The 13,243-nt window shown below is 72.1% G+C and carries 13 protein-coding genes; 8 read left to right on the plus strand and 5 right to left on the minus strand.

The window, feature by feature from the left end:
• The first annotated feature begins 91 nt into the window (after window positions 1-91).
• Window positions 92-577, plus strand: coding sequence for an Lrp/AsnC family transcriptional regulator (locus tag ABZ098_RS24970; protein WP_053851618.1), 486 nt, complete (start codon window positions 92-94; stop codon window positions 575-577).
• Window positions 578-812: 235 nt separating this feature from the next.
• Here ABZ098_RS24970 and ABZ098_RS24975 read toward each other — a convergent pair whose 3' ends face one another.
• The gene (locus tag ABZ098_RS24975) at window positions 813-1,403 is read right to left on the minus strand and encodes a TetR/AcrR family transcriptional regulator (protein WP_053851619.1); all 591 of its coding nucleotides are present in this window, start codon (window positions 1,401-1,403) and stop codon (window positions 813-815) included.
• A complete protein-coding gene (locus ABZ098_RS24980) occupies window positions 1,400-2,917 on the minus strand; it encodes a 3-hydroxyacyl-CoA dehydrogenase (protein ID WP_356594648.1) in 1,518 nt (505 codons plus the stop codon). Before ABZ098_RS24980 ends, ABZ098_RS24975 begins: the two co-directional genes overlap by 4 nt.
• A 159-nt stretch (window positions 2,918-3,076) precedes the next feature.
• Between ABZ098_RS24980 and paaN the strand changes: the two genes are divergently transcribed.
• A complete protein-coding gene (paaN, locus tag ABZ098_RS24985; RefSeq protein WP_356594650.1) occupies window positions 3,077-4,768 on the plus strand; it encodes a phenylacetic acid degradation protein PaaN in 1,692 nt (563 codons plus the stop codon).
• Here the strand turns inward: paaN and ABZ098_RS24990 are convergent.
• Genes ABZ098_RS24990 through ABZ098_RS25000 form a run of 3 tightly spaced genes read right to left on the minus strand, consistent with a single transcriptional unit; the run spans window position 4,765 to window position 7,897 of the window.
• Window positions 4,765-5,514: a TrmH family RNA methyltransferase gene (locus ABZ098_RS24990; protein WP_356594652.1), complete on the minus strand. Its 750-nt coding sequence runs from the start codon at window positions 5,512-5,514 to the stop codon at window positions 4,765-4,767. The genes paaN and ABZ098_RS24990 overlap by 4 nt on opposite strands.
• Window positions 5,511-6,818, minus strand: a complete 1,308-nt coding sequence (locus tag ABZ098_RS24995; protein WP_356594654.1) for an HTTM domain-containing protein — start codon at window positions 6,816-6,818, stop codon at window positions 5,511-5,513. Before ABZ098_RS24995 ends, ABZ098_RS24990 begins: the two co-directional genes overlap by 4 nt.
• Window positions 6,815-7,897, minus strand: coding sequence for a DUF5819 family protein (locus ABZ098_RS25000; protein ID WP_356594656.1), 1,083 nt, complete (start codon window positions 7,895-7,897; stop codon window positions 6,815-6,817). The genes ABZ098_RS24995 and ABZ098_RS25000 overlap by 4 nt, the downstream gene beginning before the upstream one ends.
• A 315-nt stretch (window positions 7,898-8,212) precedes the next feature.
• Between ABZ098_RS25000 and paaA the strand changes: the two genes are divergently transcribed.
• From paaA to ABZ098_RS25030, 6 genes are all read left to right on the plus strand, one after another.
• Window positions 8,213-9,286, plus strand: coding sequence for a 1,2-phenylacetyl-CoA epoxidase subunit PaaA (paaA, locus tag ABZ098_RS25005; RefSeq protein WP_356594658.1), 1,074 nt, complete (start codon window positions 8,213-8,215; stop codon window positions 9,284-9,286).
• Window positions 9,283-9,570 (plus strand): 1,2-phenylacetyl-CoA epoxidase subunit PaaB, encoded by a 288-nt coding sequence (gene paaB, locus ABZ098_RS25010; RefSeq protein ID WP_020119451.1) that lies wholly within the window; start codon window positions 9,283-9,285, stop codon window positions 9,568-9,570. Before paaA ends, paaB begins: the two co-directional genes overlap by 4 nt.
• A 50-nt stretch (window positions 9,571-9,620) precedes the next feature.
• Window positions 9,621-10,340, plus strand: a complete 720-nt coding sequence (gene paaC / locus ABZ098_RS25015) for a 1,2-phenylacetyl-CoA epoxidase subunit PaaC (protein ID WP_356595043.1) — start codon at window positions 9,621-9,623, stop codon at window positions 10,338-10,340.
• Complete coding sequence (gene paaD / locus ABZ098_RS25020; protein ID WP_356594660.1) at window positions 10,334-10,858, plus strand: 1,2-phenylacetyl-CoA epoxidase subunit PaaD; 525 nt, start codon at window positions 10,334-10,336, stop codon at window positions 10,856-10,858. The genes paaC and paaD overlap by 7 nt, the downstream gene beginning before the upstream one ends.
• Window positions 10,858-11,916 carry a 2Fe-2S iron-sulfur cluster-binding protein gene (locus tag ABZ098_RS25025; protein WP_356594662.1) on the plus strand — a complete coding sequence of 353 codons (1,059 nt, stop codon included), beginning with the start codon at window positions 10,858-10,860 and terminating at the stop codon, window positions 11,914-11,916. Before paaD ends, ABZ098_RS25025 begins: the two co-directional genes overlap by 1 nt.
• A 128-nt stretch (window positions 11,917-12,044) precedes the next feature.
• On the plus strand, window positions 12,045-13,187 hold the full coding sequence (locus tag ABZ098_RS25030) for an acyl-CoA dehydrogenase family protein (protein ID WP_356594664.1): 1,143 nt from the start codon (window positions 12,045-12,047) through the stop codon (window positions 13,185-13,187).
• Window positions 13,188-13,243 lie beyond the last annotated feature (56 nt).

The following is a 13,243-nucleotide window of genomic DNA, read 5'->3' on the forward strand; positions in this document are numbered from 1 at the left end:
CCCTCAGGCTGTGGACAAACGGTTCTGCACAGCCTGAGATGGACGCAGTACGTCCATGGTAGGGAGGCGGGGGGACATGGCACCTGAACAAATGGCCGAAGGCGCGGAGGGCGGCACCCCCCTTCCACCCCCGCGTCCGCTCGACGCCATCGATCAGGACATCCTCCAGATGCTCCAGGCGGACGGCCGCGCGTCGATACGGTCGGTCGCCGAACGGGTGCACGTCTCCCGGGCCAACGCCTACGCGCGGATCAACCGGCTCGTCGAGGACGGCGTCATCCGCGGCTTCGGCGCCCGTGTCAACCACGAGCGCGCCGGGCAGGGCACTTCGGCGTACATCACCCTGAAGATCGTCCAGAACTCCTGGCGCACGGTCCGCGAACAGCTCAGACAGCTCCCCGGGGCTTCGCACATCGCGCTGGTCGGCGGCGATTTCGACGTGCTGCTCCTCGTCCACACGCCGGACAACAGATCCCTGCGCGAACTGGTCCTCACCCGCCTCCAGGCGATCCCGGAGGTCCTCAGCACGCGCACCCTGCTGGTCTTCGAGGAGGAGGACCTGGAACCGCAGGGCTGACCCCTGGGTCGAAGGAATTCGACCGGGCAACCCGCCTGCCGGAGGCCGAGCGACCGGCCGAGGGCGGAGCCGTCGAGCCTGACGGCAGCGGTTGGCGGTCGCCGGGATGTGCCGGTGAGAGGCTCCTGCAAACCCCGGCGGTGACGGCCCCGCGGGCAAGCGGTTCCGGACCCTCTCGCCGTCCTGCGGGTAGCGGGGCCGGGTCCGTGCGAGGGGGTCGTCGCCGCGGATGGCCTCAGGAAGCCCTGCGCAGGCCCCCGAAGATCAACTGGGCCACCGCGTCCGCCACTTCGCGTTCGTTCATGCCCCGGCCGTCCGGGCGGTACCACTCCACGATGGAGTTGATCATTCCGAAGACCAGGCGGGTCGCGAGGCGTACCTCCACGTCGCCGCGCACGTCGCCGTCGGCCGCGGCCGCCTTCAGGAGTTCGGCGACCCGGTGGTCGAAGTCGCGGCGGCGCTCAAGGGCCCAGCGCTCGGTGTCCGTGTTGCCGCGCACCCGCAGCAGCAGGGTCACGTACGGCAGCTCGGCGATCAGCACCTCGACCATGCGCCGCACGACGTACTCCAGGCGCTCGCTGGCGCGTCCCACACGCGCGTGCTCCTCGTCGAGGATGCCGAAGAGGCCGTCCAGGGCCCGGCTGACGGCCCGGCGCAGGAGCTCCTCCTTGCCGGACACGTGGTGGTAGATCGACGACTTGGAGATGCCCGCCGCCTTGGAGAGGTGCTCCATGGAGGTGCCGTCGTAGCCCCGCTCGTTGAAGACCTGGACGGCGACGGACAGCAGCGTCTCGGGCGTGTACGTGTCGCGCTTGGCGGTCGTCATGAGGTGCTGCCCTCCCGCTTGTCGGAGGCGTACGCGTGCCGGTACAGCGCGAGCGAGGGCGCGTACCGGCCGGACGGGTCGCGCAGGTGCAGGTCGTCGAGGAGGGCGTAGGCCCAGTTGCGGCCGAGCCTGCGGCTCCACTCGAAGGGGCCCAGCGGGTAGTTCACCCCGAGCCGCATGGCGGTGTCGATGTCCTCCTTGGTGGCCACGCCCTTGGCGACGGCGTCGTGCGCGAGGTCGACGATCCGGGCGACCGTACGGGCGACGATCATGCCGGGCACGTCCCCGATGACGCTGACGGCCTTGCCGAGCGCCTGGAAGAGTCCGACGGCCTCGGAGAGCGTCTGCTGCGAGGTGTCCTGGGAGGCCGAGAGCGCGATGCGGGTGGCCCTGCGGTAGTCGAGCGCGAGGTCGAAGTAGACGACGTCCCGGAACTCCACCGAGGTCTGCCCGTCGGCGAGCGCGAGCTGCCCGCCGCTCGGCAGGACCAGACGGGTGCCGTGGTCCTCCTCGTCCTCACGGACCTGGATGCCCGCCTCGCGGATCAGCGCGAGCAGTTCGGACGCGGGGCCCAGATCGCCCTCGGCCACGACGTAGGCGGGCGCCTGGGCCGGCTCCGCGGTGTGCGGCTCGTCGCGCTCGGCGCCGTCCGTGTAGTCGTACCAGCCCCGCCCGCTCTTGCGGCCGAGCCGGCCCGACTCGACCAGGCGCTGCTGGGCCAGCGAGGGCGTGAAGCGCACGTCCTGGAAGAAGGCGCGCCACACGGAGTGCGTCACGGACTCGTTGACGTCCTGCCCGATCAGGTCGGTCAGTTCGAACGCGCCCATCTTGAAGCCGCCGCACTCGCGCAGGACCGCGTCGATGGTGGCGGGCTCGGCGCCCTGGGCCTCGTAGACCGCGAACGCCTCGGCGTAGAAGGGCCGCGCGATGCGGTTGACGATGAAGCCCGGGGTGTCCGCGCAGGCGACCGGCGTCTTGCCCCACGCGCGTGCCGTCTCGTACGCGCGCGTGGCCGACGAGACCTCGGTGGCGAACCCGGAGACGACCTCCACCAGCGGCAGCAGGGGCGCGGGGTTGAAGAAGTGCAGGCCGACGAAGCGGCCCGGGTGGCGCAGGGCGCCGGCGATGGCCGTCACCGACAGGGAGGAGGTGTTGGTGGCGAGCAGACAGTCCTCGCCCACCACGTCCTCCAGCTCCTTGAAGAGCTGCTGCTTGACGTCGAGCCGCTCCAGGACCGCCTCGACGACCAGGGTGCAGTCCGCGAGGTCGGTGAGGTGCTCGGCGGCCACGAGACGGGTGCGCGCGGCGTCCCGGTCGGCGGCGGTGAGCCGGTCCTTCTCGACGAGCCGGTCAAGGCGGGCGCCGATCGCGTCGGCCGCCTCCCGGGCACGGCCCGGTGCGGCGTCGTAGAGCCGCACGGGGTGCCCGGCGACCAGCGCGACCTGGGCGATGCCCTGGCCCATGGTGCCGGTGCCGACGACGGCCACGGGGCTGCTGAGGTCGAGTCCTGTCATGTGCGCGATCCTCCCGCACGGGGTTTTCCACAGATGCGGCGGACCCCCTTGTCCCGACCGATCGTTCGGTTACTCTAGCTCTGTCTGGCTGTTCCTGCCCATGTTCTGCCCAGGTCATGAGCTCGACGAAGAGTTCGAAAGACGAGGAGTTGGTCCCGCATGGCCGCCGAACTGACCGCCCACCAGCTGATCGCCGAGCACCGGCCCACCCTCGACCAGGCGCTCGAAACCATCCGCACCCGCGCGTACTGGTCCCCGCATCCGGAGCACCCCAAGGCCTACGGCGAGGGCGGCAGCCTGGACACGGCGGCGGGCAAGGCCGCCTTCGACGCCCTGCTGGGCACCCGCCTCGACCTCGGCCAGCCCGGCACGGACGGCTTCGTGGGCGGCGAGGTCTCGCCGTACGGCATCGAGCTGGGCGTCGAGTACCCGCACGCGGACGTGGACGTGCTGCTGCCCGCGATGAAGGCGGGCCAGAAGGCGTGGCGGGACGCGGGCGCGGAGATGCGCGCGGTGGTGTGCCTGGAGATCCTCAAGCGGATCAGCGACCGCACCCACGAGTTCGCGCACGCGGTCATGCACACCAGCGGCCAGGCGTTCATGATGGCGTTCCAGGCGGGCGGCCCGCACGCGCAGGACCGCGGCCTGGAGGCGGTGGCGTACGCGTACGTGGAGCAGGTCCGCACGCCCGACACCGCGGAGTGGACCAAGCCGCAGGGCAAGCGCGACCCGCTCGCGCTCACCAAGCGCTTCACGCCGGTCCCGCGCGGGATCGGCCTGGTCATCGGCTGCAACACCTTCCCGACGTGGAACGGCTATCCGGGCCTGTTCGCCTCCCTGGCCACCGGCAACGCGGTTCTGGTGAAGCCGCACCCGCGCGCGGTGCTGCCGCTGGCGCTCACGGTCCAGGTGGCGCGGGACGTCCTGCGCGACGTCGGCTTCGACCCGAACCTGGTGGCGCTCGCCGCCGAGCGCCCCGGTGAGGGCATCGCGAAGACCCTGGCCACCCGCCCGGAGATCCGGATCATCGACTACACGGGCTCGACGGAGTTCGGCGACTGGCTGGAGGCCAACGCCCGCCAGGCGCAGGTCTACACGGAGAAGGCCGGCGTCAACTCGGTGCTCGTGGAGTCGGCCGGCGACTACAAGGGGATGCTCTCCAACCTGGCCTTCTCCCTGTCCCTGTACAGCGGCCAGATGTGCACGACCCCGCAGAACCTGCTCATCCCCCGCGACGGCATCCGCACCGACGAGGGCCCCAAGACCTTCGACGAGGTGGTCTCGGACCTCGCCCGCTCGATCGACGGCCTCCTCGGCGACGACGCGCGCGCGAACGCGCTGCTGGGCGCGATCGTCAACCCGGACGTGAAGGCGCGCCTGGAGGCCGCGGCGGGGCTGGGCGAAGTCGCCCTGGCCTCGCGGGAGATCACCAACCCGGAGTTCCCGGGCGCGGTCGTGCGCACCCCGGTCGTCGTCAAGCTGGACGGGGCCAAGCCGGACGACGAGGCCGCCTACATGAGCGAGTGCTTCGGGCCCGTCTCCTTCGCCGTCGCGGTCGACTCGGCGGCCGACGCGGTGGAGCTGCTGCGGCGCACGATCCGCGAGAAGGGCGCGATGACGGTCGGCGCGTACACCACCGACGAGGAGGTCGAGCAGGCCGTCCAGGAGGTCTGTCTGGAGGAGGCGGCGCAGTTGTCGCTGAACCTGGTCGGCGGGGTGTACGTCAACCAGACGGCCGCGTTCTCCGACTTCCACGGCTCCGGGGGCAACCCGGCCGCCAACTCCGCGCTGTGCGACGGGGCGTTCGTCGCCAACCGCTTCCGGGTGGTCGAGGTGCGCCGGGAGGCCTAGACAGTGCCGCCCAGGCTCCAGTGGTACAGCGTCATGGCCACGCTCGTCGCCAGGTTGTAGCTGGAGACCTGGGGGCGCATCGGCAGCGACACCAGATGATCGGCACGCGCGCGTAGTTCCGGCGACAGCCCGCTGCGCTCGGAGCCGAACGCGAGGACGGCGTCGTCCGGGAGCTTCACCCCCCGGATGTCGTCGCCCTCCGGATCCAGGGCGAACACCGGGCCGGCCGGCAGTTCGGCGACCGTCAGGCGCTCCACCGCGGTCGCGAAGTGCAGGCCCGCCCCACCGCGCACGACGGTCGGGTGCCAGGGGTCGAGCGTGCCCGTCGTGACCACACCGGTCGCCCCGAAGCCCGCGGCCAGCCGGATCACGGCCCCGGCGTTGCCGAGGTTGCGCGGATTGTCGAGGACCACGACCGGGGCGGCGCGCGGTGTGTGCGCCAGCCTCTCCAGACTGGCGGCCCGGGGCGGCCGTACGGCCAGGGCCGCGACCGCGGTGGGATGCGGGCGCGGCACGAGGGACGCGTACGCCGACTCCGGGACCTGCACGAGCAGCGCGTCCAGGGTGTCCCGTACGTCCGGCGCCAGCTCCTCGGCCAGGGCGAGCGCTGCGCCCCGGTCCACGGCGACCGCCACCGGGACCTCGGCCCCGAAGCGCACGGCGTGCTTGAGGGCGTGGAAGCCGTCGAGCAGCACGGAGGTGTCGGCGAGCCGGCGCCACAGGCTCACGGGATCGGGACCGGTCATGCGGGGAAGCCTACGTGCCGGTGATCGGGGTTCTCGGGGTTCTCCGGGTCGCCCGGGCGGTCGGCGGGCCACAGGGTCTTCGCGGAACCGGGCCGACCGGAAGCCCGCTGCCCCTTCGGAGTGCGCTGGCCCAGCAACCCGGGCCCCGGGCGGTCCCCGATCGTGAGCCGCGCCCACAGCCGCGCACGCACGCGTGCGGACCCGGCGCCGAGTCGGCGGAGGAACGACGTCGGCAGGAAGACCGAGTCGGCGGCGATCATCGCCAGCGAGAAGAACGGCAGGCCGAGGACGACCGCGATCACGGCGTGCTCGGTGATCATCGCGGCCAGCAGGACGTTCTTGACCCGCCGGTTGAACAGCGTGAACGGGAAGGCGACCTGCACGGCGACCGTGCCGTACGTCACCAGCATCACCATGACGCCGTTGGCCGACAGCAGGTCGGCGAGGGCCGGCCACGGCGAGAAGGACTCCAGGTGGAGGGGGTAGTAGACGGCGGTGCCGTCCTGCCAGCGGGAGCCCTGGATCTTGTACCAGCCCGCCGTCGCGTAGATGAGACAGGCCTCGGCCATGATCACGAGCAGGGCGCCGTTGTGGACGACGTTGGCGATGACGTCGAGCGTGATCCGTGACTGTCCGGACCGGGAGAACCGTCCGACCGCCCACCACAGGGCCTGCGCCAGCCACAGGGTCCACAGCAGCGCCGGGACGAGCCGGTCGCCGTTCAGCTTGTCCAGGAAGGCCGCCGACACCAGCGCGAGTCCGAGGACGACCCACAGGGCCGGGCCGACGCGGTCCACGACGTGCTCTCCACGCGCGTGTGCCTCCCGCGTGCGCCGGGCCCGCCGCTCGTCCAGCGACCAGACCTGGCCGCAGCGCGTGAAGACAAGGTAGACGCACATCAGGTGCAGGACGTTGTCGCCGCCGTCGCCCATGAAGACGCTGCGGTTCTGGAGCGAGAGCACGCCGACCATGAAGAGCACGGACATCGCGCGGGTGCGCCAGCCGAGCAGCAGCAGAAGGCTGGAGGCGACGGCGAGCACATAGACCGTCTCGAACCAGAACCGGCCGTCCGACCACATCAGGGCCGTGAACGCGCCGTTGAGCGAGATCAACTGTTCGGCGAGGTTCCAGCTCCACGGACCGTCCGGGCCGTACAGCTCCTGGCGGTGCGGGAACTCGCGCAGCAGGAACAGCAGCCAGGTCGCGCTGAACCCGACACGGATCATCGCGGTCTGGTACGGCCCCAGGGCGGCCTCGGTGACGCGGGCGATGCCGTGGGACACCGCCAGGGCGAATCGGTTCACCGGGCGCTCCCCTCTCTGTCGTCCGCCGTCACGGCCCACCAGGGCAGCTCGCGGTAGACCGGCTGCACGGAGACCTTCTCCTCGCTCCACTTCGGCGGCGGCACGTTGGAGGTCCTGGAGCGGACCTGGACGCTCACGAGGGTGTCGGTGCGCGGGCTCACGTGGTCGCGCTCCAGCCGCAGCACCACGATGCGGCGGAGATACGTCTCGGACAGGGTGCCGCGCAGGCCGACCGGGCGGTTGTCGGCGCCGTGCGTGGCGACGAAGAGGTCCCAGGAGCGGCGCAGTTCGTTCTGCTGGGTGTGGCTGGGCAGCGGGTTGCCGTCGACGGCTCGGCCGTCCTGGGCGGACAGGTCGTACCAGCCGGTCGTACGGCTGCCGCCGTCGGCGGTCCGTATCCGGGCCCGGACCTGCACCGCGATGTTCTGCTGGAGGGGGTTCGGCGCGAAGAGCTTCCAGTTCTGCTCGAACTCCGGGTAGACCCAGTCGTCGATCGCCCTGCCGTGCTGCTTGGTCACCGTGTTGGACGGCGCGACGTGCAGGAACACCATCCCGATGTGCACACAGACGACGACAGCCACGACGGCGAGCGCCAGGACGACAGCGATCTGGTAGCGCAGGGACAGGGCGGCGACGCCGGCCGGGGGCGGGGCGGGCGCGCGTATCTCGGCGGGGTGGGTGGGGTGGGGGTCGCTGTGGTGGCGGGTGCCGGAGGGACGGGGGTCGGTGGGGCGGGGGTCGGTGGGCTCGGCGTACGGAGCGTGCGTGGTCGACGGCGCGTCGGCGGGGGCACGGTCCGGCGCGGGGGCCGGCTCCCGCGAGTCGACGGGCGCGTCCGGCACACCCGGCGCTTCCGGACCGCCCGGCGGTTCCTGACCCTCCGGCTCGCCCGGCCTGCCCGGCACGTCCGGCACGTCCGGACCGTTCGGCACGACTGGACCGTTCGGCGCTTCCGGCTCGCCCGGCGCTTCCCGGCCGTCCGGCTTGACCGGCTGGCTCTCCGGCTCGGGGGCACCGCCCGGCTCGCTCGTGGCGCCCGGTCGTCGCCGGGCGTTCGAGCCTCCGTCGTACGCGTCCATTCCGCCCCGTTCCCGATTCCGGTCCGTCCACCGCCGCTCGGCCGCGGGAGGCGGCGGCGACCGGTGGCCGGTGCCCGCACCCGCCTCGCCGCGGTGGCTCGCACCGGCACGGTACTCAGCCCCGACCGCCCCGCACAGCCCCTGCCGGAGGGCCCCACCGTGGCCGTGCTCACTTCCGCCCGGGTTTTCCACAGGCTGTCCCGTGGGTTTTCCACAGCGGTTGACACCTTACGGCGCCCGGCACACCATGGAATCGCACGAACCGAACGATCGGTCGGGAGCAGATTCCGGCGAAGCCCAGGTCGAGGGGGCCTCATGGCGACAGCAGCCGCGCATCAGACGGCGAGCACACAGACGTACGGCGCCGCGGGCGCCGTCGGCGACACCACCGCGTACCAGCGCGTCTTCGACGCCGCCGTGGCCGCCGACGAGCGCATCGAGCCGCGTGACTGGATGCCCGACGCCTATCGCGCGACCCTGGTCCGCCAGATCGCGCAGCACGCCCACTCCGAGATCATCGGCATGCAGCCGGAGGCGAACTGGATCACGCGCGCGCCCTCCCTGCGCCGCAAGGCCATCCTGATGGCCAAGGTCCAGGACGAGGCGGGGCACGGCCTGTACCTCTACAGCGCGGCGGAAACCCTCGGCACCGGCCGCGACGAGCTCCTCGACAAGCTCCACTCCGGGCGCCAGAAGTACTCCTCGATCTTCAACTACCCGACGCTGACCTGGGCGGACGTCGGCGCGATCGGCTGGCTGGTGGACGGCGCCGCGATCACCAACCAGGTTCCCCTGTGCCGCTGCTCCTACGGCCCGTACGCGCGCGCGATGGTCCGCATCTGCAAGGAGGAGTCCTTCCACCAGCGCCAGGGGTACGAACTGCTGCTGGCCCTGAGCAAGGGCACGCCTGAGCAGCACGCCATGGCCCAGGACGCGGTGGACCGCTGGTGGTGGCCGTCCCTGATGATGTTCGGTCCGCCCGACGACGAGTCCGCGCACTCCGCGCAGTCGATGGCCTGGAAGATCAAGCGCCATTCCAACGACGAGCTCCGTCAGCGTTTCGTCGACATCTGCGTCCCGCAGGCCGAGTCCCTGGGCCTCACGCTGCCCGACCCGGACCTGCGGTGGAACGAGGAGCGGGGACACCACGACTTCGGCCCGATCGACTGGACGGAGTTCAAGGAGGTCCTCAAGGGCAACGGCCCGTGCAACGAGCAGCGGATCACCCAGCGCCGACGGGCGCACGACGAGGGCGCCTGGGTGCGGGAGGCGGCCGCGGCCCACGCGGCGAAGCACACAGCGGTGAAGCAGGTCGCGGTGATGAAGCAGACCGCGGTGAAGCAGTCAGCGGCGGAGCAGACCGGCGAGACAGGAGCGGCACGCGCATGACTAACACCGACTGGCCCCTGTGGGAGGTCTTCGTGCGCTCGCGCCGCGGCCTGTCCCACACCCACGCCGGCAGCCTGCACGCCCCGGACGCGGAGCTCGCCCTGCGCAACGCCCGCGACCTGTACACCCGGCGCGGCGAGGGCGTCTCCATCTGGGTGGTGCCCTCGTCCGCGATCACGGCCTCCTCGCCCGACGAGAAGGACCCGTTCTTCGAGCCCTCCGCCGACAAGCCGTACCGGCACCCGACGTTCTACGAGATCCCTGAAGGGGTGAAGCACCTGTGACGGCGCCCGAGACGGCATCCGAGTCCGCATCCGGGACGTCCACCGCCCCGCTGCCCACCCCGGTTCCCACGGCGGCGGCCCTCGCCCTCGGCGACGACGCCCTGGTGCTCTCGCACCGCCTCGGCGAGTGGGCGGGTCACGCCCCCGTCCTGGAGGAGGAGGTCGCCCTCGCCAATATCGCCCTCGACCTGCTCGGCCAAGCCCGGGTGCTGCTGTCCATGGCCGGTGACGAGGACGAACTGGCGTATCTGCGCGAGGAACGCGCCTTCCGCAACCTCCAGCTGGTGGAGCAGCCGAACGGCGACTTCGCCCACACCATCGTCCGCCAGCTCTACTTCTCCACCTACCAGCACCTGCTGTACGCCGAACTGGCCGCGGGCGGCGGCCCCTTCGCCCCGCTCGCCGCGAAGGCCGTCAAGGAGGTCGCCTACCACCGCGACCACGCCGAGCAGTGGACCCTGCGGCTCGGCGACGGCACCGAGGAGAGCCACGGCCGGATGCGGCGGGCGTGCGAGGCGCTGTGGCGGTTCACCGGCGAGATGTTCCAGCCGGTGGAGGGAGTGGACGTCGACGTCGAGCGCATGGAGGCCGTCTGGCTGGCGGCCGTCGGGGATGTCCTGCGCCGGGCCACCCTGAGCGTCCCCGAAGGACCGCGCTCGGGGGCGTGGGCCGCGGGGGCGGGGCGGCAGGGCCTGCACACCGAGTCCTTCGGGCGGATGCTCGCCGAGATGCAGCACCTGCACCGCAGTCACCCGGGGGCGTCATGGTGACGCTCACCCCGCTGGAGACCGAGCTGTTCGCGCTCGCCGGCTCGGTGCCCGACCCCGAACTGCCCGTGCTCACCCTGCGCGAGCTGGGCGTGCTGCGCGCGGTGCGTGTCCGGGCCGCGGACGCTGTCGAGGTCGAACTGACCCCGACGTACACCGGCTGCCCGGCGATCGAGGCCATGTCCCTCGACATAGAGCGGGTGCTCCACGAACACGGCGTGCGGGAGGTCACCGTCCGCACGGTGCTCGCGCCCGCCTGGTCGACCGACGACATCACCGACGAAGGGCGCCGCAAGCTGCGGGAGTTCGGCATAGCGCCGCCCCGCGTGACGTCGGCCGGTCCGGTCACGGTGGGACTGGGGCCGACAAGGACACGCGACGCGCAGGTCGAGGCCGTCGTCTGCCCGCACTGCGGTTCCGCCGACACCGAACTGCTCAGCCGGTTCTCCTCCACCGCGTGCAAGGCGCTGCGGCGGTGCCTGGACTGCCGTGAACCGTTCGACCACTTCAAGGAGTTGTGATGGCCCGCTTCCACCCGCTCCCGGTGGCCGCGGTCGACCGGCTCACCGACGACTCCGTGGCCCTGACCCTCACCGTGCCGCCCGAGCTGCGCGAGGAGTTCCGGCACGCCGCCGGCCAGCATCTCGCCCTGCGCCGCACGGCCGACGGCAAGGAGATACGCCGGACCTACTCCATCTGCTCCCCGGCGCCCGACGCGGAGGGACCGCGCGAACTGCGGGTCGGCGTGCGGCTCGTGGAGGGCGGCGCCTTCTCGACGTACGCCCTCAAGGAGATCGACGTCGGTGACGAGCTGGAGGTGATGACACCGGCGGGCCGGTTCACCCTCGACCCGGCGCCCGGTCTGTACGCGGCGATCGTCGGCGGCAGCGGCATCACCCCGGTGCTGTCGATCGCGGCGACCCTGCTGGCGCGCGAGCCCGAGGCCCGGTTCTGTCTGATCCGCAGCGACCGTACGTCCGCGTCGACGATGTTCCTGGAGGAGGTCGCCGACCTGAAGGACCGTCACCCCGAGCGGTTCCAGCTGGTCACGGTGCTTTCCCGGGAGGAGCAGCAGGCGGGGCTGCCGTCCGGGCGGCTCGACCGGCAGCGGCTGACCGGGCTGCTGCCCGCGCTGCTGCCGGTGGACCGGGTGGCGGGGTGGTTCCTGTGCGGGCCGTTCGGACTGGTTCAGGGTGCCGAGAAGGCGTTGCGGGAGCTCGGGGTCGCCCGTACCCGGATCCACGAGGAGATCTTCCATGTGGACGCGGGGGCTGCTCCGGTGCAGACGGTTCCCGCGCCCGCGCACAGCACGGTGACCGCACGGCTCGACGGACGCGGCGGCAGCTGGCCCGTCCAGGACGGCGAGTCGCTGCTGGAGACGGTGCTGCGCAACCGGTCCGACGCGCCCTATGCCTGCAAGGGCGGGGTGTGCGGGACCTGCCGGGCCTTCCTGGTCTCCGGGGAGGTGCGCATGGAGCGCAACTTCGCGTTGGAGCCGGAGGAGACGCAGGCGGGCTATGTGCTGGCGTGTCAGTCGCATCCGGTGACGGAGAAGGTGGAGCTGGACTTCGACAGGTGAGGGGAGGGTAGGCGAGCCCGGGCGGGCAGCGGGGCGTGGACCCCGTTCCCTTCTTCTAGAACCTGTTCTATCTTGACGGACCGTCAGATCGTGGCCCGATCTGCCGACGCGTCGGAAGGACAGGGACCGTGGACTTCACCTTCAGCGAGGAGCAGCAGGCGGCGGCCGAGGCGGCGCGGGGGGTGTTCGCCGATGTCGCGCCGGACGCGGTGCCGTCCCCGGCGCTGACCACGGGTGCCGTGGCCGACGAGTTCGACCGCGCGCTGTGGGCCAGGCTCGCCGACGCGGACCTGCTGAGCCTGCTGTTGCCGCAGGAGCAGGGCGGTGCGGGCCTGGACGCCGTCGCGCTGTGCCTGGTGCTGCGCGAGTCGGCGAAGGTGCTGGCGCGGGTCCCGCTGCTGGAGACCAGCGCGGCCATGGCGGCCGTACAGGCGTACGGCGGGCGGGAGTTGCGGGGGGAGTTGCTGGAGCGGGCGGGGCGCGGGGAGGTCGTGCTGACCGTCGCCGCGAGCGGCCGCACCGGGCACGACCCCGCCGAACTCGCCGTCACCGCGCGGCAGGAGGAGGGGGAGGGCGCCGACTGGATCCTGGACGGGGTGCAGACGGCGGTGCCGTGGGCGTACGACGCGGACTTCGTCGTCGTACCGGCGCACACGGCCGCGGGCCGGACCGTCCTCGCGCTGGTGCCCCGGGTGCATGACGGGGTCGCGCTCGGCGAGCAGTTCTCCACCAGCGGGGAGCGGCTGGGCGAGCTGCGGCTGGAGTCGGCGCGGATCGCCGCGCGGGACGTGATCGACGTCGAGGGCGCGTGGGAGTGGCTGCGGGACCTGCTGACCACGGGGACATGCGCGCTCGCGCTCGGGCTGGGCGAGCGGGTGCTGCGGATGAGCAGTGAATACACCAGTGGGCGGGAGCAGTTCGGGTTCCCGGTCGCCACCTTCCAGGCCGTCGCCGTGCAGGCCGCCGACCGTTACATCGACCTGCGCGCGATGGAGGTCACGCTGTGGCAGGCCGCCTGGCGGCTCGCCTCGGGGGCGCGGGGGGCGCTGCCGGTGGCGGGGGACGTGGCCGTGGCGAAGATCTGGGCGTCGGAAGGGGTACGGCGGGTGGTGCAGACGGCGCAGCATCTGCACGGCGGGTTCGGCGCCGATGTCACATACCCGCTGCACCGGTACCACGCCTGGGCCAAGCATCTGGAGCTGTCGCTCGGCCCGGCGGCGGCGCACGAGGAGGCGCTGGGGGACCTGCTGGCGGCACATCCCCTGGGATGAGAGGAAACCGCGGAGCCCTTGGCAGGCGACTGAGAGGATGACGGAACCCCACCACC

Source organism: Streptomyces sp. NPDC006335, assembly GCF_040612795.1.
Classification (GTDB): Bacteria; Actinomycetota; Actinomycetes; order Streptomycetales; family Streptomycetaceae; genus Streptomyces.

What these genes read in the sequence shown, in the direction of transcription:
- ABZ098_RS24970 (WP_053851618.1), top strand. Translation starts at nt 92, where the DNA reads ATGGCCGAAGGCGCGGAGGGCGGCACCCCCCTTCCACCCCCGCGTCCG.
- ABZ098_RS24975 (WP_053851619.1), bottom strand. Translation starts at nt 1,403, where the DNA reads ATGACGACCGCCAAGCGCGACACGTACACGCCCGAGACGCTGCTGTCC.
- ABZ098_RS24980 (WP_356594648.1), bottom strand. Translation starts at nt 2,917, where the DNA reads ATGACAGGACTCGACCTCAGCAGCCCCGTGGCCGTCGTCGGCACCGGC.
- paaN (WP_356594650.1), top strand. Translation starts at nt 3,077, where the DNA reads ATGGCCGCCGAACTGACCGCCCACCAGCTGATCGCCGAGCACCGGCCC.
- ABZ098_RS24990 (WP_356594652.1), bottom strand. Translation starts at nt 5,514, where the DNA reads ATGACCGGTCCCGATCCCGTGAGCCTGTGGCGCCGGCTCGCCGACACC.
- ABZ098_RS25000 (WP_356594656.1), bottom strand. Translation starts at nt 7,897, where the DNA reads ATGGACGCGTACGACGGAGGCTCGAACGCCCGGCGACGACCGGGCGCC.
- paaA (WP_356594658.1), top strand. Translation starts at nt 8,213, where the DNA reads ATGGCGACAGCAGCCGCGCATCAGACGGCGAGCACACAGACGTACGGC.
- paaB (WP_020119451.1), top strand. Translation starts at nt 9,283, where the DNA reads ATGACTAACACCGACTGGCCCCTGTGGGAGGTCTTCGTGCGCTCGCGC.
- paaD (WP_356594660.1), top strand. Translation starts at nt 10,334, where the DNA reads ATGGTGACGCTCACCCCGCTGGAGACCGAGCTGTTCGCGCTCGCCGGC.
- ABZ098_RS25025 (WP_356594662.1), top strand. Translation starts at nt 10,858, where the DNA reads ATGGCCCGCTTCCACCCGCTCCCGGTGGCCGCGGTCGACCGGCTCACC.